The organism is Methylomonas sp. (assembly GCF_023228165.1).
Classification (GTDB): domain Bacteria; phylum Pseudomonadota; class Gammaproteobacteria; order Methylococcales; family Methylomonadaceae; genus Methylomonas.
Map to the genome: position 1 here is coordinate 35,036 of NZ_JALOBS010000029.1, position 19,312 is coordinate 54,347.

General features: G+C 51.1%; 16 protein-coding genes. 14 read left to right on the forward strand and 2 right to left on the reverse strand.

Translation table 11 applies throughout. The features are described 5' to 3' along the window. The first annotated feature begins 15 nt into the window (after window positions 1–15). From M0R33_RS18700 to rfaD, 10 genes are all read left to right on the forward strand, one after another. Entirely contained in the window at window positions 16–1,488 is a 1,473-nt protein-coding gene (locus M0R33_RS18700) for an efflux transporter outer membrane subunit (RefSeq protein ID WP_292572868.1), read from the forward strand. Between the two features lie 356 nt (window positions 1,489–1,844). Next, window positions 1,845–2,297, forward strand: coding sequence for a hypothetical protein (locus tag M0R33_RS18705; protein WP_292572871.1), 453 nt, complete (start codon window positions 1,845–1,847; stop codon window positions 2,295–2,297). A 118-nt stretch (window positions 2,298–2,415) separates the two neighbouring features. Beyond that, window positions 2,416–2,694, forward strand: a complete 279-nt coding sequence (locus tag M0R33_RS18710) for a hypothetical protein (protein ID WP_292572874.1) — start codon at window positions 2,416–2,418, stop codon at window positions 2,692–2,694. A 287-nt stretch (window positions 2,695–2,981) separates the two neighbouring features. Then, window positions 2,982–4,325, forward strand: a complete 1,344-nt coding sequence (locus M0R33_RS18715; protein WP_292572877.1) for a hypothetical protein — start codon at window positions 2,982–2,984, stop codon at window positions 4,323–4,325. A gap of 113 nt (window positions 4,326–4,438) precedes the next feature. After that, window positions 4,439–5,467 (forward strand): M14 family metallopeptidase, encoded by a 1,029-nt coding sequence (locus M0R33_RS18720; protein ID WP_292572880.1) that lies wholly within the window; start codon window positions 4,439–4,441, stop codon window positions 5,465–5,467. A 155-nt stretch (window positions 5,468–5,622) separates the two neighbouring features. After that, the gene (gene rpsF, locus M0R33_RS18725) at window positions 5,623–6,057 is read left to right on the forward strand and encodes a 30S ribosomal protein S6 (protein ID WP_292572883.1); all 435 of its coding nucleotides are present in this window, start codon (window positions 5,623–5,625) and stop codon (window positions 6,055–6,057) included. Window positions 6,058–6,081: 24 nt separating this feature from the next. Then, window positions 6,082–6,312, forward strand: coding sequence for a 30S ribosomal protein S18 (rpsR, locus tag M0R33_RS18730; RefSeq protein ID WP_292572886.1), 231 nt, complete (start codon window positions 6,082–6,084; stop codon window positions 6,310–6,312). A 24-nt stretch (window positions 6,313–6,336) separates the two neighbouring features. Continuing rightward, window positions 6,337–7,248 carry a hypothetical protein gene (locus M0R33_RS18735; RefSeq protein ID WP_292572889.1) on the forward strand — a complete coding sequence of 304 codons (912 nt, stop codon included), beginning with the start codon at window positions 6,337–6,339 and terminating at the stop codon, window positions 7,246–7,248. Between the two features lie 45 nt (window positions 7,249–7,293). After that, window positions 7,294–7,740, forward strand: a complete 447-nt coding sequence (gene rplI / locus M0R33_RS18740; RefSeq protein WP_292572891.1) for a 50S ribosomal protein L9 — start codon at window positions 7,294–7,296, stop codon at window positions 7,738–7,740. 4 nt (window positions 7,741–7,744) lie between these two features. Next, entirely contained in the window at window positions 7,745–8,689 is a 945-nt protein-coding gene (gene rfaD / locus M0R33_RS18745) for an ADP-glyceromanno-heptose 6-epimerase (protein WP_292572894.1), read from the forward strand. Between the two features lie 30 nt (window positions 8,690–8,719). Here rfaD and M0R33_RS18750 read toward each other — a convergent pair whose 3' ends face one another. Continuing rightward, a complete protein-coding gene (locus tag M0R33_RS18750; protein WP_292572897.1) occupies window positions 8,720–9,904 on the reverse strand; it encodes a hypothetical protein in 1,185 nt (394 codons plus the stop codon). A 668-nt stretch (window positions 9,905–10,572) separates the two neighbouring features. Between M0R33_RS18750 and M0R33_RS18755 the strand changes: the two genes are divergently transcribed. From M0R33_RS18755 to M0R33_RS18770, 4 genes are read left to right on the forward strand one after another with little or no spacing between them, the layout of a single operon-like run. Continuing rightward, window positions 10,573–10,836, forward strand: coding sequence for a hypothetical protein (locus tag M0R33_RS18755; RefSeq protein ID WP_292572900.1), 264 nt, complete (start codon window positions 10,573–10,575; stop codon window positions 10,834–10,836). A 33-nt stretch (window positions 10,837–10,869) separates the two neighbouring features. After that, window positions 10,870–12,240, forward strand: a complete 1,371-nt coding sequence (locus M0R33_RS18760) for an efflux transporter outer membrane subunit (protein WP_292572902.1) — start codon at window positions 10,870–10,872, stop codon at window positions 12,238–12,240. Next, on the forward strand, window positions 12,237–13,418 hold the full coding sequence (locus M0R33_RS18765; protein WP_292572904.1) for an efflux RND transporter periplasmic adaptor subunit: 1,182 nt from the start codon (window positions 12,237–12,239) through the stop codon (window positions 13,416–13,418). The genes M0R33_RS18760 and M0R33_RS18765 overlap by 4 nt, the downstream gene beginning before the upstream one ends. Continuing rightward, the gene (locus M0R33_RS18770; protein ID WP_292572906.1) at window positions 13,415–16,579 is read left to right on the forward strand and encodes an efflux RND transporter permease subunit; all 3,165 of its coding nucleotides are present in this window, start codon (window positions 13,415–13,417) and stop codon (window positions 16,577–16,579) included. The genes M0R33_RS18765 and M0R33_RS18770 overlap by 4 nt, the downstream gene beginning before the upstream one ends. 243 nt (window positions 16,580–16,822) lie before the next feature. Here M0R33_RS18770 and M0R33_RS18775 read toward each other — a convergent pair whose 3' ends face one another. Then, a complete protein-coding gene (locus tag M0R33_RS18775) occupies window positions 16,823–19,222 on the reverse strand; it encodes a TonB-dependent receptor (RefSeq protein WP_366044261.1) in 2,400 nt (799 codons plus the stop codon). Between the last annotated feature and the right edge of the window lie 90 nt (window positions 19,223–19,312).

The window sequence follows — 19,312 nt, forward strand, 5'->3', positions numbered from 1 at the left end:
GCCTTTTTAAAGTTCATGTTGATCCGCGTATTAGGTTTATTTTTTTTGCCGATGCTGTTGGCCGGCTGCACTATGGGGCCTGATTATGTAAGGCCGCAAGCGGTTGTGCCCGCCGAATTCAAGGAAATGAAAGGCTGGAAACAGGCGCAACCGCGGGACGATAGCCTGCCCGGTAAATGGTGGGAAATTTTCGGCGATGCGCAATTGAATGCGTTGTTAGAACAAGTAGCCGACGGTAATCAATCCTTGGCGGCTGCCGAAGCGCAGTACAGACAGGCCCAGCATTTGGTGCAATCGGCGCTAGCGGCCTATCTGCCGACGGGCGGTGTTACCGGCAGCGTCAACCGCTTTAAGGCGGCCAGCGGGCAGAGTGTGGCGGTGTCCGGTATTCGTAATCTGTTCGGTACGGCGCTGAACATCGCCTGGGAGCCGGATTTGTGGGGTAGCGTGCGCCGTCAGGTAGAGGCCGATACCAGCAGCGCTCAAGCCAGCGCCGCTACCTTGCAGGCATTGCGACTTTCCACGCAGGCCACCTTGGCCCAGGATTATTTTCAATTGCGGGCCCTGGATGCCCAACAGCAATTACTGGAAAAAACCGTTGCCGCTTATCAAAAGACTCTGGATATTACCCGAAACCGTTACGCTGTCGGTGTAGCGGCGCGCAGTGATGTGTTGCAGGCCGAATCACAACTGGAGGCGGCCCGGGCGCAAGCTATCGACCTTGGGGTGTTGCGTTCGCAAATGGAGCATGCCTTGGCGGTGCTGATCGGTAAGTCGCCGGCGGAATTGAATTTGTCGCGTACCGAACGGCTCCCCAGCCGCTTGCCGCAAATTCCGGTGGGAATTCCGTCGACCCTATTAGAGCGTCGGCCGGACATCGCCAATGCCGAACGGTTGGTGGCCACCGCCAATGCCAAAATCGGCGTGGCCAAGGCGGCATACTTCCCCAGTCTGACTTTGTCGGCCACCAACGGCTTTCAAACGGTCAATCTATCCAAACTGTTTTCCATGGCTAGCCGTTATTGGGCCTTGGGTCCGGCCGCCGCCGCCTGGACCTTGCTGGATGGCGGGGCCAAAAATGCTCAGCTGAAGCAGGCGGTCGATAGTTTCGATGCCAGCGTTGCCCAATATCAGCAAACCGTGTTGACCGGCTTTCAGGAAGTGGAGGACAGTTTGTCCGCCTTACGAACATTACAGGAAGAGCAGCGGGTGCTGGACAAAGCGGTTCAGTCCGCTCAGTCCGCATTGACCATTACCGAAAACCAATATAAGGCCGGCACGGTCAGCTATTTGAACGTAATGACCGCGCAAGCGGCCGCATTGACCAATGAAAAAGCCGCGGTTGCGGTATTAGGCGAACGGCTGAGTTACTCGGTGCAACTGATCAAGGCCTTGGGCGGCGGCTGGGATAACAGCAGCTTGCCGGATAGCGATGCCGCAGCCGGAGATAGCAGTTGGACGGATGTGTTGCCGTTTCCGATTCAGTAATCACTGTCGGCAATCTAAACTATTGTGTCAACTTTTGGTTCGGTCTGTATTTGCTAAACGCCCGATTTATTCATTCGATTAGGGCGATATTTTTCTAATAATTTGGTTTAAACAAGCCGCTTCACCCATTTTTTAAACCATTGGTCTTGCCATAATTGTTCAAAAACCGCTCATCTTTGTGCGTATACCGGGGAAAACCAAGCCCAAATAAATTGGCATGGCAATAGCATTAGATTATTCCGGAACGCCGCGCTAGGAAATGGCAGTCATCATCGTCTTCTCCTGGCCTAGTTCATATTGTTTTTTCAGTTCATGCAATGCGTTCACATTCTCCGTGAAATTTAGGTGAAATAGCGATGATAAAAAATTCCCCCAAAACTAATTTTTTAAAATACCTGTCCATATTGCCCATATTCGGTGCCGGCATCGACGAAGTGAAGGCCGCTGAATGGCGTGATGAAAAGGGTAATGTTCGGGAAGTTAGATCCGAAGACCGTGCAAGAGTTTATGAAAATGCTTTGAACAAAGGCCGGGTCTGGCTGGCCGACCCCGTGTACGAAACCGGTCAATGGGACTACGCTTACCAAAGCAAACTCCGCCAACCGCTCAGTAAATACCCAGGCGATGATTTGAGCAATTGGACGGATTACAGTTGGCTGTCCACTACCAGCATGCACAAAACCGGCGTTGACGCGCAGGTTGTTATGCCAAGGTTTCAGATCAGCCTGCCAAAAAACATTGACACGCTTATGGTTAAAACCCTATGGGATAACAGTTTTTTGCGTGGCAACCACGCGAATGAAGTTTGATGAATCTAGTCGTTATCTTCAAGTTGGGATGATTGAAACTTCAGGAAGTTAGGCGGATTTTGCGAAAATCAAAACCTCATGCGTCCCCCAAAAAGGCACCCATAATAGGGCGTTTTACATGAAAACACCTGTCAAGGTAGCTGCCGCGCTGTTTGTGATTCGCGGCTTGTATGGAGGAATCAATTTGGCGCATGGGGGTGGTCACGGTGCCGGCAAGTCTGCAGCGGCTAATCAACAAAACCCAGCCAATTATTGGCATTATTGCCCTAACCCGGAGGGTTATTATCCTTATGTAAAAGAATGTCCTGGTGGTTGCTGGCAGATCCTACTCCGCCGGCACCGCATTAAGGAGAATAGCGATGTCGCGCTACATATCGGTTTTACCGGTTTTAAGTAGCAGTTTTCAGAATTACATTGAACAAACAGGGGCCTTGCAGGTAGTCTTTGTCAATTAAGCAAGCGAAATCCCGAAGTGTTGTCTACCGAAACGCACTAAAATGGTTTGGTTTTTCGTTATTTTGTTGCCGATAGACGCGTTACGGCCATTGGGTCGTCGGATTGATTGGCTATGTATGCCATCAACAAACCCTTAAAAGCGCTCTTCAATACGTTTTCGCTAAATACTTGATGCAAAAGGGATTTAGTGCTTTTATCGGCATGTCATGTTTTTAGCCGCGCAACCCAATGATTTTAAAGTCTAACGTTTTCCCGCCCTTTAAAACTCTGCCAGTTATTTGGCCGGTACTGTTATGTTTGATGATTTCCGCTTGTTCTTCCAGACCTAAGCTGCCGAGCCCGGAACAGCAGGCTGAAAAGTTAGCTCAAGCGCTGGATGATAGCGGTTACAAACCAACACGAGATTTTGAGATTAGCAGTGTTAACGATATTTGGCGGCATGACCAGGTTGAGCTAGAGGTCGCGATGATTGCGCCAACAAAACCTGGTGCTTATCCGCTGATTATTTATTTGCCTAGTTTAGGTGAAGATGTAAAAGCTGGGCGACTTTGGCGCGAGAATTGGGCCAAAGCCGGTTATGCGGTTTTTAGTATTCAGCCAGTGTCTATCAGTCAGGCATTAAAAGATTTAGGTCCCCAGCGTGGTGGATCACCTATGAATAGTGACGATAGTCTTGATGATCAGAGTATAGAGGCTAAAGCCGACGATTCCGATGATTCAATAACGAAGGATAGGCGACGGTCGTTGCGTATGGCGCGTGACAGTGATTTACGCTATTTAGGCCACCAATATTTTGCTGTCGAGGCCCTCAAAAACCGTATGGATCAGTTGTTCTGGGCTTATCAGCAGTTGAAGATAAAAGCCGGCATGAAACAGTCCTTATATGGTTCTGCCGATGTATCCAAAGTCATACTGGCTGGTTACGATTTAGGCGCGCAAACGGTGACGGCTGTATTAGGTGAAAATTTCAACACCACTCTACCTAATAGTATTGAGCTCAAGCCCCTGGCGGCTATCGTGTTGAGTCCGTCTATCGATCTGGCTGAAGGTAATGCCCGCAACCGATTTCAAGCCTTGAATCTGCCTATATTGGTAATTACCGGTAGTGAAGATAATGACCCCTATGCCATTTCTTCTGCATCGGTCAGGACAGGATTATGGGAAGACTCACCTTCCGGTGATAAATATCTGTTATTGCTTAAGGGAGGCGGGCATCGTCTGTTGAGCGGTTCGGGAATATTCAGCCATTTTGATCGGGGTGAAACGGGTGGTTTAGAGTCAAGACGGCATGGCGGTTTGGATGCTGCTGGGCAATTGAATGAGTTTAGTAATCAATTTGGGGGGCATGGCCGTAACCAACAAAACTCAAATGATGAGGGGATGTTGGCGTGGGGTAGTGGAAACAAGGAAGCTGATAAGGGCGAGCGGGCATACAAACAGGTTGCAGCAGTGATTAGTACTACCTTGGCTTTTCTGGACGTGGTGTTCAAAAAAGATGAGTTTGCTCGATTCTGGCTTCGGGAAAACGCCAATATTTGGTTAGATAAGACAGGTTCTATAAAGGTCAGATAGCGTGGGGGTGGCCTCAAACTGTAGGGAAACTATTGATTATTGTCTGGGAAGAGGTGTTTCTTGCAGCGGCAGTGAATTTTTAGCGATAAAATCCCTCAAGTTAATTTTTTAATATGCAACCGAAGCAGGCCGTCAACCAAGTGCTTAAACAATTTGATATTTTGCCCGAAAGCCTGCCGGATATTTCTGTCGAGCAGCTTTACACGCTGATTCCGGAGCCGGCCTTGTTCCATTTGCCCGGCAAGCGTCAGGATACGCTGTTTGTATCGGTGTTGTTGCACGGTAACGAACCCACGGGCTTTCTGGCGGTGCAAAAGCTGTTACAGAAGTATCAGGGGCAGTTGTTGCCCAGAAATTTGACGCTGTTTTTCGGTAATACGCAAGCGGCCCGTTTTAATCTGCGGCGCTTGGATAATCAGCCGGATTTCAATCGTATCTGGCCCGGTACGCCGTTGTCCGATTCGCCTGAAACGGCCTGGACGCAACAGATTTGCGATGTGATGAAGTCGCGCGCTACGTTCGCCAGTATAGACGTGCACAACAATACCGGCCTCAACCCTCACTATGCCTGTATAAACAAGCTGGAGGATAATTTCCTGCATCTTGGGTCGTTGTTCGGTCGACTGTTGGTGCACTTTACCCATCCCAAAGGTGTTCAATCCGGTGCCTTTGCGGAATTTTGCCCGGCAGTGACCCTGGAATGCGGGCGTCCCGATCAGCCGCATGGCGTTGAACATGTTTTTCAGTTTATCGACAGTTGTTTGCATTTGCAGGCCTTTCCGGTCAACCCGGTTGTCAGGCAGGATGTCGACATTTATCACACCGTGGCGCAGGTGACGGTAGACGAGCGAGTCGCATTTAGTTTTAACGACGACACGACGGATTTGTCGCTGAACCTGGATTTGGAGCGGTTGAATTTCACCGAAATTCAGGCCGGAACGGTATTCGGCAAGGTAAAAGGCTCCAGGATGCCGTTGCTGGCGCGAGATAACGACGGACAACCGATTACTGAAAAGTTTTTTAGATTAGCGGATGGCCAATTACAAATCACCAGGCCCACCATGCCGTCCATGTTGACCTTGAATGAACGGGTGATTCGGCAGGATTGCTTGTGTTATTTGATGGAACGGCTGGAGTTTTAACGGCCAGCGATCTTAAAAAGTTACCACTTCTTGAAAAATAAGTTTGCAAGAATCCTGCCTGATTTTATAATGGTCGGCTTTTGGGGTATTTCATCCCAAATCCTTGCTTCACTGCTCGTCCGAGTGGGAGGCTTTTTAAACCGTAAGGAGAAATCATGCGTCATTATGAAATCGTCTTCTTGGTACACCCTGATCAAAGCGCTCAGGTACCTGCCATGATAGAACGTTATAAATCCACTATTGAAGAGGCTGCCGGCAAAATCCACCGCCTGGAAGACTGGGGCCGTAGACATCTGGCTTACCCTATCAAGAAAATTCATAAAGCACACTATGTGTTGATGAATATCGAATGCGATCAAGCCACTCTTGAAGAACTGGAAGCGGGTTTCCGTTTTAACGACGCGATTCTGCGTAGCCAGACTCTGCTGCAAAAAGAAGCCGTTACTGCGCCTTCCGCCATTGCTACCAGCGGTAACGACGGTCAAAAAACCAGCAATCGCGTAAAGGAAGAAGTTGAAGAAGAGACTGCGGAAGCTGAGGTTACGGAAGAAGTTGCAACCGAAACCGAAACCGAAACGGATTCCGAATAAACTTTTTATATCAAGAGAATTAATATGGCACGTAACAATATTAGACGTAAAAAAGGCTGCCGCTTCAGTGGTGAAGAGGCAATCGTAATCGATTACAAAGATCTGGATTTGCTGAGCGAATACATTACCGAAACCGGCAAAATCATCCCTAGCCGCATTACCGGTACCAGCGCGAAATATCAAAGACAGTTAACGTCGGCTATTAAACAAGCCCGTTTTCTGGCACTGCTACCGTTCTGCGACGCGCACAAATAATTTAAGGTAATCCGGAGCGCAGGCGTGAAATTTTTGGCAGCCTATATCATGAAAGGCCGTCTGCAAGCCATGACGGTTGCGGCTGCCTTTGCGTTGCTGTCATTGAAGTTTCCTCCGGCAAGTATCGTAAGTTCAGCTGCTGTCGCACTGGTCAGTTTGCGAAGGGGCGGAAAAGAAGGATTGTATGTACTGGTGTGCGCCTGTTTGGCCGCTGCGGTACTGAGTGTCTTCTTGAAGATCGGTTATCAATTTGCCTTGTTGTACGGCGTGGTGTTGTGGACGCCGGTTTGGCTGATCTCCATCGTGCTACGCGAAGGCAGGAATCTGGCCGTGGCAATCGAGATTGCCGTGTTGTTGGGTATGACGGCCGTCTTGGTATTTTATGCTTATCAACCGCAACCGGCCCAAGTCTGGAGTGGCGTGTTATCGGTCATGATGCAACCCATGCTGGAAGCGAAACCGGATGTGCCGATCGAACAAATCAAACAATCGGCGCAAGCTTTTGCTCATTTCATGACCGGGGCCATCGCCGCCGGTAGTGTGTATGGTTTGTTGTTCGGCTTGTTCCTGGCGAGATGGTGGCAGTCGGCACTGTACAATCCGGGTGGATTCAGAACCGAGTTTTTAGCCATGAAAGGGCATGTCCAGCTGAGTATGGCGACATTCGTACTGATCGCGATCGCCGCATTCTCTTCGGGAGCGTTGGCTGAAGTCTGCTGGAATATGCTGTTGGTGCTGTTCGTGCTGTATACCTTTATCGGAACTGCCGTGCTGCATGCCTGTTTCGCGGTAATGAAAGGTAGCCGATTTATGGTGCCGTTTTTATACCTGACCTTGGTGATTATTCCGCACGTGATGGTGATCATAGCCGCAGTTGGCTTGATCGATAACTGGTTGAACTTACGTAATAAAATTTCAAATAAAACGGCTGACTAATCGCAGCCATCATTCGACATGAGTCGATTAACGAGGTAAGTAAAGATGGAAGTCATTCTTCTTGAGAAAATCGCAAACCTGGGCAATTTGGGCGACAGAGTCACCATAAAAGCAGGTTACGGCAGAAACTTTTTGATTCCGCAAGGCAAGGCCGCCAAAGCCACTGCCGCCAAAATCAAGGAATTCGAAGAGCGTCGCGCCGAGTTGGAAAAACACGCTGCCGAAAAATTGGCTGCGGCAACTTCACGTGGCGAAGCAATCGGCAAACTGAGCATCTCAATCGCGCATAAAACCGGCGACGAAGGCCGCTTGTTCGGTTCCGTCGGTACCCAAAATATCGCCGAAGCCATTACGGCCGCAGGCGTAAAGGTGGAAAAAAGCGAAGTGCGCATGCCTAACGGCGTGATTCGTCAAATCGGCGAATACGACATCGATATTCACCTGCATACCGATGTAGTGGTGACGCTGCCGATTAAAATCGTTTCAGAGTAAGCCCATGATCATCGTGACCGGCGGTGCCGGTTTTATCGGCAGCAACCTGGTACTGGGTTTAAATGCTCGAGGTTACGATGATATTCTGGTAGTCGACCATTTGACCAATGGGGTCAAATACAAAAATCTGGTCGATTGCCGGATTGCGGACTATATGGACAGAAGCACCTTTCTGGAAAAACTCCAGCAAGGTGTATTTCCCGCCGAAACCATAGAAGCTATTTTCCATCAAGGCGCTTGCTCATCCACCACCGAGTGGGACGGACGTTACATGATGGATAACAATTATGAGTACAGCAAAATCCTGTTTCATTATTGCCAAAGCCATAAAATCCCGTTTATTTACGCCTCCAGCGCAGCCACTTACGGCGCCGATCCGACTTTTAAGGAAGATCTGGCTTACGAAGGCCCGTTGAATGTGTACGGTTATTCCAAGTTTCAATTCGATCAATATCTGCGCAGGTATCTGCATAAACTAACCGCGCAAGTGGTGGGTTTACGTTATTTCAATGTCTACGGTCCGCGAGAATTCCACAAAGGCAGCATGGCTAGCGTTGCCTACCATTTGAACAATCAGATCAAGGACTCCGACGAGCTTAAGTTGTTCGAAGGTTGCGACGGTTACGGTAACGGCGAACAACGGCGCGATTTTGTCTATGTTGGCGACGTGGTGGATATTAACTTGTGGTTCCTGGACAACCCGCAAGTCTCCGGTATTTTCAATTGCGGCACCGGACGTAGCCAGACTTTTAACGATGTTGCCAATGCGGTAATCAAATATCACCAGCGCGGTCGGATCAAATACATTCCTTTTCCCGAGCACCTGAAAGGCTGCTATCAAAGCTTTACAGAAGCTAATCTGGAAAATCTACGTGCTGCGGGCTGTAATCACTCGTTCAAAACAGTAGAAGAAGGCGTGCAGCTATATATGCAGTGGTTGAACCGCTAAATTCCGCGGGATTTTCGCTTACACACATCCTTAGCCGGGCACAAAATCCAAGGTGCAGGATTCTTTTGCAGCATGTAATTGGCCGTTCATAAGTTGTTTGGTTAATGCCTCGCTGCGCGCCATGTAAACATCGGTTAATTCTTTAAAGGCTTCAGGCAAATGATGACGTTCCAGGCGTGACAAATGGCCGTCGAAAGCAGCAGACACACAAAGTAAATCCAGTAAAAAATAGCGTTCATGGGTTTCGACTTGATCCAAAAGTGCTAAAAAGTCCTCCCAATTGTCATACTCGTAACGCTGATCAATCTTAAATTTATTACACAGCTTGACCAACAGCATCAACATGTTGGGGTGGTAGTGCTGCGACAATACCATCATGGTTGCAACGGCGCGAATTGCGCCCTCCCGGCATTTGGGGCTGAGTTGCGCCACAAATTCATCCGTCAGCAGATTATTGACTATATGTTCGGCCAGCTTATTGCCGAATAAACGCAGCCTGGCTTCACGAGCGACTTTATACAGTGTGAAAGCATCCCAGAACCCGGTGATCGGCACACCCAGCCAACTGACGGCAAGGCGAACTTCACCTTTACCGACCAAGCGTATCAACACGAATTTCACCAAGGCCGTGCTGAGGATGACTTTGGCTTTATATAAAAACGCCACTAACAGCAGCTTGGATTTGGAAAGGTGTTTAAGCGGATCGATACCCAAATAATGAATCACCGGGTCAGGTACCTCCAGGGCAGCTCGTGCCAGTAGATTGGGTACTTCATCGTCACCCGGTAACACAACGCCCTGGTTAGACTGGTTGTGCCCGCTCAGGCAGGCCAGACTGTAAACCGTTTTTAAGCCCAACCAAAACAGCACCGCCATTTCCAATATCAGCATCGCAACTAGGGTGAAACCGTATAGGAAATAGTACGGTACGGTCTCCATGCCGGCCTGATAAGTCCACTCGACCCAGATTGTGACAAAAGTGGTCAAGCCGCCTATGCCGAAGCCGATGACGGCCGCAAAGGCCGTAATATTGCTGGCCAGGGTAGTTAACGTGTTATCCGGCGGTAAGTCGTCGATGGCGACGTTGTTTAACCCGGAGGTGCCGTATTTTTCAGACAGGTAGCGGTAATATCTAACGCCGATACGCTCCAGATAACCGGGTGTTTCCTCTTTGAGATTGGGCGATTTTGAGCTGGCTTCAGCGGGTGTAGACATATTTGGCCTCTTGTTTTCAACGCAAAACTTTTATCCATCACTTTGTACCATAGATACGTTGCGGCGGTGCGCGGGAAGCAACAGGGTCAAAGTCTTCGACATGGCCTGACTTACACCCGAAGTCGATTGGTTAACCCATTTGGTAGGCGTCAGGTTGTGGAGCCCATGGAAATGGACCAAGGAATGTCCACTCCAGATAGCTGCGGAATTTGTGTCCAGTTTTTTCTGCAGGGGTCAGCCTGCTCAATACAGGCAAAGAGTCCGAAATTCACGTCTTTTAAAATCCAACTTAAGGCATAAAACAGCCGTTGGAATTGGTGATATACCTTTTGCTTGTCAAATTTCGGCGCCTCAATTCCCGGCTGGACGACTGCCAGGATGCAGAAGATAAGGTAACGCCGGGAGCGGTTGCCGAGAGGGTAAAGGTGAGGAGAACTTAAAACAGAAATTCGACCTGTGGCATGTGACGAGTATTGATACCCGAAAACATTAAACCGGGGGCTTTCTGAAAATTTTTCGAATATTTTAGACTAATAGGGTGGGGATTTTGCGTTGATAATCGTCTTAATGACTAAAGGAACTAGATGCACTGTTCTCTGAAAATGGGAAATAGGCCATGGACAGGATCAAATTGTAAAGCCTATCGATCAATTACTCGGGAAGGATGAATGAAAGCCGTAAAAATACAAGCAAACCCTTCTCATCCGACGCAACTTCTGGCCCAAGACCGATTGGATCATTCGAATAATGATGGCTTGAGCGAACAGTTTCCCTCGTCCCGTTATTTTCAAGTCCACTTTCAACATATTCACGAAAATGCCGATGCACTGCATAAAGAACTCAAGCAACTTAAACAATATGTCGCCGCCCTGGATGCCAAATTAGACCGAGTATTGGCTTTACTACTCTCTTCGCCGAAACAAAATTCCTAAACATTGCTATTGGTTGGAGTCATTTGCAGTTTGATGCCTGTGAATAATCACCGCTTGGCCGCCGGTTTTTGGCTGGCTGGCCTCTGCTTATCTAGTTTGCCGGGTTGTGGTGTCGATCCCGTGCGTGAAACGCTTGATATGACTTTACCGTCGCAATGGACATCCGAGCCCTCAACGCAGCCGGCGATCGGAAACTGGTTGCAAACGTTCTCCGATCCGGATCTCGAAGTACTATTGCAAGAAACCTGGCATAACAATTATGACTTAAAAGCCGCGGCCGCCCGTGTCCAGGCCGCCCAAGAACTGGTCAAGATAGAAGGCTCCGTGCGTTTGCCGCAGTTGGCGTTTGCGCCCGGTTATCAGCGCGGCAAGGAACCCGCGAGCGATCAAGCAGGCCACTTTAACGCGCTGTTCGGTTTCAGCTGGGAGCTCGATGTCTGGGGACGCATTCAGGCCGCCCAGCAATCGGCGCAACAACAGGCAAACGCAACGGCAGCCGATTACCAATACGCGCGTTTATCGTTGTCGGCGCGTACTGCTCAAACATACTTCGAACTGGCGGAAGCGCGTTTGCAAACCGAAGTGGCAGAGCAATCCGTCCATGATCGGGGTGTGATTGTCGCGTTAATCCGTGGCCGATTCAATAAAGGTTTGACCCGAGGGCTGGACTTGCGACTCGCTCTCACCGACTTGGCAAACGCTGAAGCGCAGTTAGCCAATGCCCGCAATCAGACGCAAGTGTTCGCGCGGCGCCTGGACGTATTACTAGGGCGTTACCCCAGCGCCGGGCTAATTGATAAGGCCCACTTTGCAGAACTGCCGCCTCCCATCGCGGCGGGACTGCCGGCGGAATTGCTGAATCGCCGCCCCGATATCGTGGCGGCTTTCGAGCGGTTGCGCGCTGCCGATTCGCGCTTGGAAAGCGCCCATAAAGCCTTGCTGCCGCGTATCACCTTAACCGCCAACGGCGGAACCGGCAGTCCGGCGTTAACCGAACTGATCGATCCGCGCGCAGCGGCATGGAATGTGGCAATGGGCTTGGTACAACCCCTATTCACCGGCGACCGCTTACAAGCCCAAATTCGCTTGAACCAAGCCGAAGTCGACGCCGCGATCAATGCTTATAAGAGTACGGCCTTGAACGCATTCCGCGAAGTAGAGCAAGCATTGGCCGCCGAAACCTGGCTCAGGACCGAGGAAAAGGCCCTGAGGCAAGCCGTCGAACAAACCCGAGCCAGCCGCAAGTTGGCGGTCTATTCTTATCAACAGGGCCTGATCGAAATCCTCACCCTGCTTGACAGCTACCGCAGTACCCTCAATGCCCAAAGTGCTCATCTGGTGGTGCAGCGGCAATTACTGACCAATCGTATCAATCTATATCTGGCCCTGGGTGGTGCCGTTTGAGTTCGCCACAATCCTCCTTGAAACTAATTTTACCGCTGCTGCTGTTGCTGACGGCGGTAGGCGCCGCCGGGGCGATTATCGCTTTCAAACCGCAAACCGTAAAGCAAGCCTCCGAATCGACCATACCCAAGGTCGATATCATTCGCGTTGAACCGCAAACCTTGAAATTGAATGTTTTTTCGCAAGGCGTGGTCACGCCACGCGAGGAAATCGATTTGATCTCGGAAGTGGCCGGCAAAGTGGTGCAAGTGCATCCAGCCATGGTGGCCGGCGGCTTTTTTACCGCTCATGAAATACTGTTGACCATCGATACCCGCGATTACGATTACGCCATCGTCGTCGCCGAAGCACAGCTCGCCGAAGCTAGACGGGTATTGATTAACGAGCAGGCACAGGTCGCGCAGGCCGAGAGCGAGTGGCAGGCGCTGGGCGAAGGCGAACCCAGCGAGCTGGCGCTACGCAAGCCGCAGTTGGCGGAGGCGGAAGCCAAATTACAAGCCGCCAAGGCCGATCTTGCCAAAGCAAAACTCAATCGTGGCCGCTGTGAGTTGCGCGCGCCGTTTGCCGGGCGGGTCCTCAGCAGGCGGGTGGGCTTGGGACAATACATTCAAGCCGGCAGCGTGGCGGCAAGAATCTATGCTAGCGATATTGCCGAAGTTCGTCTGCCTATCGGCACCGATCAGCTGGCCTTTGTCAATCTGCCGCTGGGCAAACGCCACGTTAACGCCGAGAACTGGCCAAGAGTAACTTTGCGCGCCGAACTGGCCGGCAGGCTTCGCAGTTGGGAAGGCCGTATCGTGCGTAGCGAAGCGGCGCTGGACGGTAATAGTGGCCAGCTTTACCTGGTCGCCCAGGTGGCCGACCCGTTTGCGGCCCAACCTGATCAGTTGCCGCTACTAAGCGGTTTGTTTGTGCAGGCGGAAATTGAAGGGGTGAGTCGCGAAAACATGATTGTCTTGCCGCGCGGCGCCGTGAACAATTTACAACAGGTCAAACTGGTCGATGCCGACCGGCGTCTGGAGATTCGGCAACTGGAACTGCTGCGGACCGAGTCCGATCGGGTGATCGTCAAATCCGGACTGGCCGCCGGAGACAAGGTCGTGGTATCGGAAATGCCGGTGCCGGTTGCCGGCATGTCGGTCAACATTGCCGAACCGAACATCTCTCAAGCGCAATGACCGATCAAAGCGATCGTTCGCAAAATCATCAAGCCCATCGGGGCGTATTGGCTTGGTTTGCCGGCAACCCGGTGGCGGCCAATTTGCTGATGTTGCTGATTATGGTCGGCGGCTTGCTCGGTATGATAGGCGTGGACAAGGAAGTGTTTCCGCGCTTTAGTCCGCACCAGATCGTCATTACCGCGATTTATCCTGGTGCCGGCCCCACCGAAGTCGAAGAATCGGTATGCGTGCCGATCGAGGAAGCCATTCACGACATAACGGGCATCAAGCATCTGCACGGCGAAATCAGAGGCGAGACCTGTACGCTGACGGTGGAAATATTGCCTGATCATGACCGCGAACAGCTGATGGCTCTGGTTCGGGGCCGGGTCCAGGCCATTCAGCGCCTGCCGAAGCAACTGGAAAAAATCGATGTGCAGCCGGCGGATCGCCAGGATGACGATGGCGTGATTTGGGTGGCATTGCACGGCGCCACCGATGCGGTCACGCTGAAGCGGTACGGCGACAGGATACAGGAACAACTTGCCGCCATTCCCGGCGTGAGCAAGGCCCGCAATTACGGCGAAATTCCTTACGAGATCGCCATCGAAGTCGCGCCTCAACAATTGCGGAAATACCAGCTGACGTTGGATGAAGTAGCCCAGGCGGTGCGGCGGGCGTCAGTCGATCTGCCGGGCGGCTTGATCAAGAATCCCGACGGCGAACTGCTGTTGCGCGTCGATGGTCGTGCCAGAAAGGCCGAAACCGTTGGGGCGTTGATCGTCAAAACCCTGCCGGACGGCAATCGGGTGCGTCTGGATCAGGTTGCGCGTATCAAGGATGGCTTGGAGGAGCGCTTATATACCTGGCGCCACAATGGTCAAACCGCGCAAGGCTGGGAAATTCATACCGAGCTGGACAGTGTGGCGGTAGCGCGGCGGGTCAAGGCCGCCGTCGAAACCATGCGCAAACAATTGCCGGAGGGTTTGCGCCTGATCACCTGGTGGGACGATTCGCAAGCCTACGACGAACGTATAGGCACCCTGTTGGAAGACGGTTTCAGCGGTTTTTTGTTGGTGTGTCTGGTATTGACGCTGTTTTTGCGGTTGCGGGTGGCCTTATGGGCCGGGGTCGGCATTTTCACCTCCGTGCTGGGGGCCTTTTGGCTGATGCCGGCACTGGATATTTCCTTGAATATGCTGTCGTTGTTCGGCTTCCTGTTGGCCATGGGCATACTGGTGGACGACGCCATTATCATCGGCGAAAGCATACATAGCCGGCAAACCTTAGCCAAGCAGTCGCCACTGAATGCCGCCGTACAAGGGGTGCAAGAAGTGGCGTTACCGGTGATATTGTCGGTGTTGATCGTCTTGGTGGCTTTCCTGCCCGGCCTGTTTCTGTCCGGCTGGGCGGGGCAAATGATGAAACCGATTTGCCTGGTAATGATTCTGACGCTGGTGTTCTCGTTAATCGAAGCGCTGCTGATTTTGCCGTCGCATCTGGTTGCCGAGCTTGAGGATCATACTCGGCCGAATCGCCTGCAGCGAATACGCGGCCAACTTAATAAGTGGCTGGAGAACTTTGTCGAGCGGCGCTACCGGCCGCTGCTGGAAACCGCGCTGGCGTGGCGTTATTTGACCGTGACATTGTTTTTTGCGCTGTTGTTGATTTGCGCGGCGTTGGTATACAGCGACCGGGTCAGGCAATCGATTAGCCCGGATGTGGTCAAGGATAGTTTCTGGGTATCCATGCAGTTGCCCCAAAGCGCGCCTTACAGCGAAACCCAGGCCCTGGCGACTCAAGTGGAAAATGCCTTGTTTGCCTTGCGCGACGAACTGGATGGCATAAATAAAACCGACCGGCCCGCCGTAGACAGCATTGCGGCCGCCCATGCCAACGACCATAGCGTGATCGTTGGGGTAGAAACCATTATCTGGGAGCATGGCGCCGGCCTATGGTTGGAGTTCTCGGCGGAAGGCCGGCGTCGCTTGAAGGTGGAAAATTTTATCCGCGATTGGCGGCAACGTATCGGCGATATCGGCCGCGGCAAGGTCGACTTTATCTACAAGGAAGGCGATGTGCCCTACGACATCGAGCTGATGCTGAATACTGGCGATCCGGATTCCTTACAGCCCGCGGTCGAACAGCTCAAACAACGCCTGCGGGCCTTTTCGGGCGTATATGATGTGATCGACTCCTCGGAACCCGGCAAGCCGGAAGTGCGTTTGAGTATCAAGCCGCAGGCGGAGCGGCTGGGATTGCGGCTGGAACAACTGGCCGAACAGGTTCGATACGGTTATTACGGCCAGGAAGTACACCGTTTCCTGCGCGGCCGCCAGGAAGTCAAAGTGATGGTGCGCTACCCGCTGGACCAACGTCGTTCAGTGGATGATTTGAAGGCCCAGCCGATCCGTCTGCCCAATGGCGCCAGCGCGCCGGTGGCTGATTTGGCCGACATCAAACTGGTGCAAGGCTATTCAAGATTCAACCGCGAAGACAGGCATCGGGTCTTAAAGGTTCAAGCCCGTGTCGATCCCACCCAGGCCGATGTGAACGAGATTTATGCGGCGCTGGAAAACGGCATTATTCAGGAGTTGCAACATGACTTTGTGGATTTACATGTTGAGATCGGTCAGGAGCGACTGGAACAGCAAGCCATGCTGGCCGCCTTTGGCAAGAACACCTTGATTGCTATATTGGTGATCTATGCCTTGATTGCGGTGCCGTTTCGCTCTTACAGTAAGCCGCTGATCTTTCTGTTGGCGGCACCGGTGGCCTGGAGTGGGGCCGTGTTGGCCCACTGGCTGGCCGGGTTGCCGTTGTCCATGGAATCGCTGGTCGGCATGATTGCAGCCAGTGGCGTGGTGGTCAACGACAGCCTGGTACTATTGGATTACATTCGCCAGCATGGCGACGAGGAGCAGCCGGTTGAGCGCTTGATTTGCGCTGCCTGCACCTCCCGCTTCCGGCCGATACTATTAGCCTTCTTAACCAACTTCGCCGGTTTTCTGCCGACCCTACTGGAAACCAGCCCGCAAGCGCAATTTTTGATTCCGATGACCCTGTCGCTGTCCGCCGGTTTGCTGGTCGGCATGGCAGCCAGCTTGATCTTGACGCCGGTGTGTTATGCGATTATTGAAACAGGCAAAGCAGGCCAGGGTTATGAGCGCGCCAATTGAACGAGACTTTTTCCGTCACCACCGCGTGGGGTACGTTTTCCAAACGATGGCCCGGCAAACGTACCCGTATTGCATCGCTTCGAAAGCCTATGTCGGGTATAACATCAGCGAGACGAATTTTGTAAACCCGTCCGTATAGTTTTTTTTGAGTGGAAAAGTGGATTTAAAACGTTCGGGGCGAGGTTGTAAACCCCGACCCGCGAGGAGGGCTCGATTCGCGCGGTGAACGCACGATGCTATTCGTTAAAATTCGACTCTAATAGAACCAAGAAAAGTTCGTGGGGTACCTACGTCAATACGTCCTCTTCCAAAACCGCCACTACTGGGAAAATATTCTTTATCCAATAGGTTATCGACATTTAATTGGGCACTAACTTTCGAGTGACCTACCTTGAATTCATAACCAGCCATCAGGTTGACCAACACGTAACCGGGCATTTGAACGTCATTTTCATTATTGACTTCACGCTGACCTCTAGCAACCACGCCACCGCCTATTTTTAAGCCTCTTATTACGTCGTTTTGAAAAGCGTAGGTTGTCCAAAAACTGCCACCATGCTGCGGTATATTTGGGAATCTATTGCCTTGGGTGTCGTCGTTGTTTTGAGTTATTTCCGAGTCTATAAAAGTATAGTTGCTGATGAGATTCCAGCCGGGCAGTATCTCTCCGCTGATATCCAGTTCTATCCCTTGGTTAACCACTTCTCCGGTTTGTACCGCAAAACCCAGGGCAGCCAAGGCCGGATCGGGGTTCCCGGTGGCGATATTCTGTTTGGTCAATTGAAACCAAGAAACGGTCGCACTAAACCGTTCGTCGAAAAACTCCGTTTTGACGCCGGCTTCCCATTGCTGGGCCGTTTCAGCTTTTAGTGGTTGGCCGCCGTTTCCTAAGCCGAAATTAGGTAGTCCGAAATTCTCTACATAGTTACCGTATATTGACAGATCCTTGATTGGTTGCCATAGCAAGCCTACCCGTGGTGAAATTTTTTCTTGTTGGGCTTTTAGGGATGAAGATACAAAGTCAATCGTTGCGTTATCGTAGCGAAAACCTGCCAACAAATGAACATCGTATGGCAGCTTCATTTGATCTTGAAAATAAAGGCCATACCATTCTTCATCGGTGTGGAATTTATCTCCATTGGCAGGGTTAAGTGTTAGTGTTCCAGAATGTATCGGATTAAAAATGTCGATCGAAGGGAAGGTGGGATCGGCCATGAATAATCCGGTGTTTTTAAAATTATACAAGTCGCCACCCAATAACACGGTATGGTTTACACCGAATGTATCAATATGCCCAGTCAAGTCCAGGCTACTGGTATAGGTGTCGATCTTATTATCATCAAATCCGACCAATACACGGTTAAGCGTGCGATTGTCCGCCCGTAATCCTCTGGGGGCTATCGACCGTCCGTCTTGCTCGGTAAATTGAGTATTGAAGCGATGCTGTATTTTCCAGTTGTCGTTAAACTCGTGCGACCAATTAAAACCGGCCTGAATTTCATCATATTTAGCGAAGCCAAATTGCTCGCCAAAATAACGTTCAACTGGTAAATTGGCTGGGCGATTACCAAGGGCAGGAAAACCAAAATCTTGCATCGTGTTACCTGTTTTGTATTCCATGTCGAAGGTGATTTGCGTTCGGTCGCTAATTTTCCATTGGATAACCGGGGCTAAAAAAACGTTGTCACTGTTAACAAATTCACGAAAAGACCTTTTGTCCTCGTAGGCAAAATTGAATCGATACAACAATGAGTCGTCCTGATTCAATCCACCCGTCGCATCTAATGTGGTCCGGTAAAAATCAAATGAACCAAATTGCTGTTGTAAAGAATAATAGGGTTGCGCCCTAGGTTTTTTGGAGACCAGATTGATCATGCCACCCGGCTCGATTCTGCCGTAGAGGATGGAAGCCGGCCCCTTCAAAACCTCGATTCTTTCCAGATTAGCTGTTTCTCTTGGGCCGGTTTGAGTCAGTGCCGATTGAAACCGAGTCCCGTCACGGTAATAATCAAAGGTTCCGAAACCTCTGATGTTAAACGACTCGACCAGACCAAAACCTTGTTGTCGATAAACGCCGCTGACGTTTTCTAAAGCCCGATCCAGACGTATTGATTGTTGATCTTGCATCACTTGCTTAGATATCACCTTAACTGAAAAAGGGGTTTCCATAACCGGCGTGTCGGTCTTGGTTGCAGTGGTGGCATTGGGGCGATTGTAATTCGGGTTATAGGGATCATCCGCGTCGTAAACGGTTTTGCCGGTCACCGTAATCGCGGGCATGATGCCGGGCTCCAGTTTGTTCTGCAATTCGGGCGCGTTACGCTGCAGGCTGATGACGCCTTCGCCGTTGCTAATGGCTCGTAGCGGTGTGCCGCTGAGTAGAATATTCAGGGCTTCCGTAGCCGTGTAATCGCCCTGCAACGCATGGCTATGCAAGTTGTCGGCGATCTCGGTGCCGTACATGATTTGCAGGCCGCTTTGCCGTCCGAAGATCAGCAAGGCCTGATTCAACGGCTGGGCCGGGATATTGAAATATTGTTTCAAAGCAACGGTTTCGCCGTGAGCAGCCTGGGCAATTGCCAGGGCCAATACGGCGACGGTCGGTTGAGCGAATAGCGGACGGCAATACTTTGCGCGGGACATGGATGCTCCTTGGGTTCGGTCTGGGTTACAGTGCAGCGCTTGGGCTGATAACTGTAAAGACGGAATCCTTGCCAAAATCCACGTCGAGAA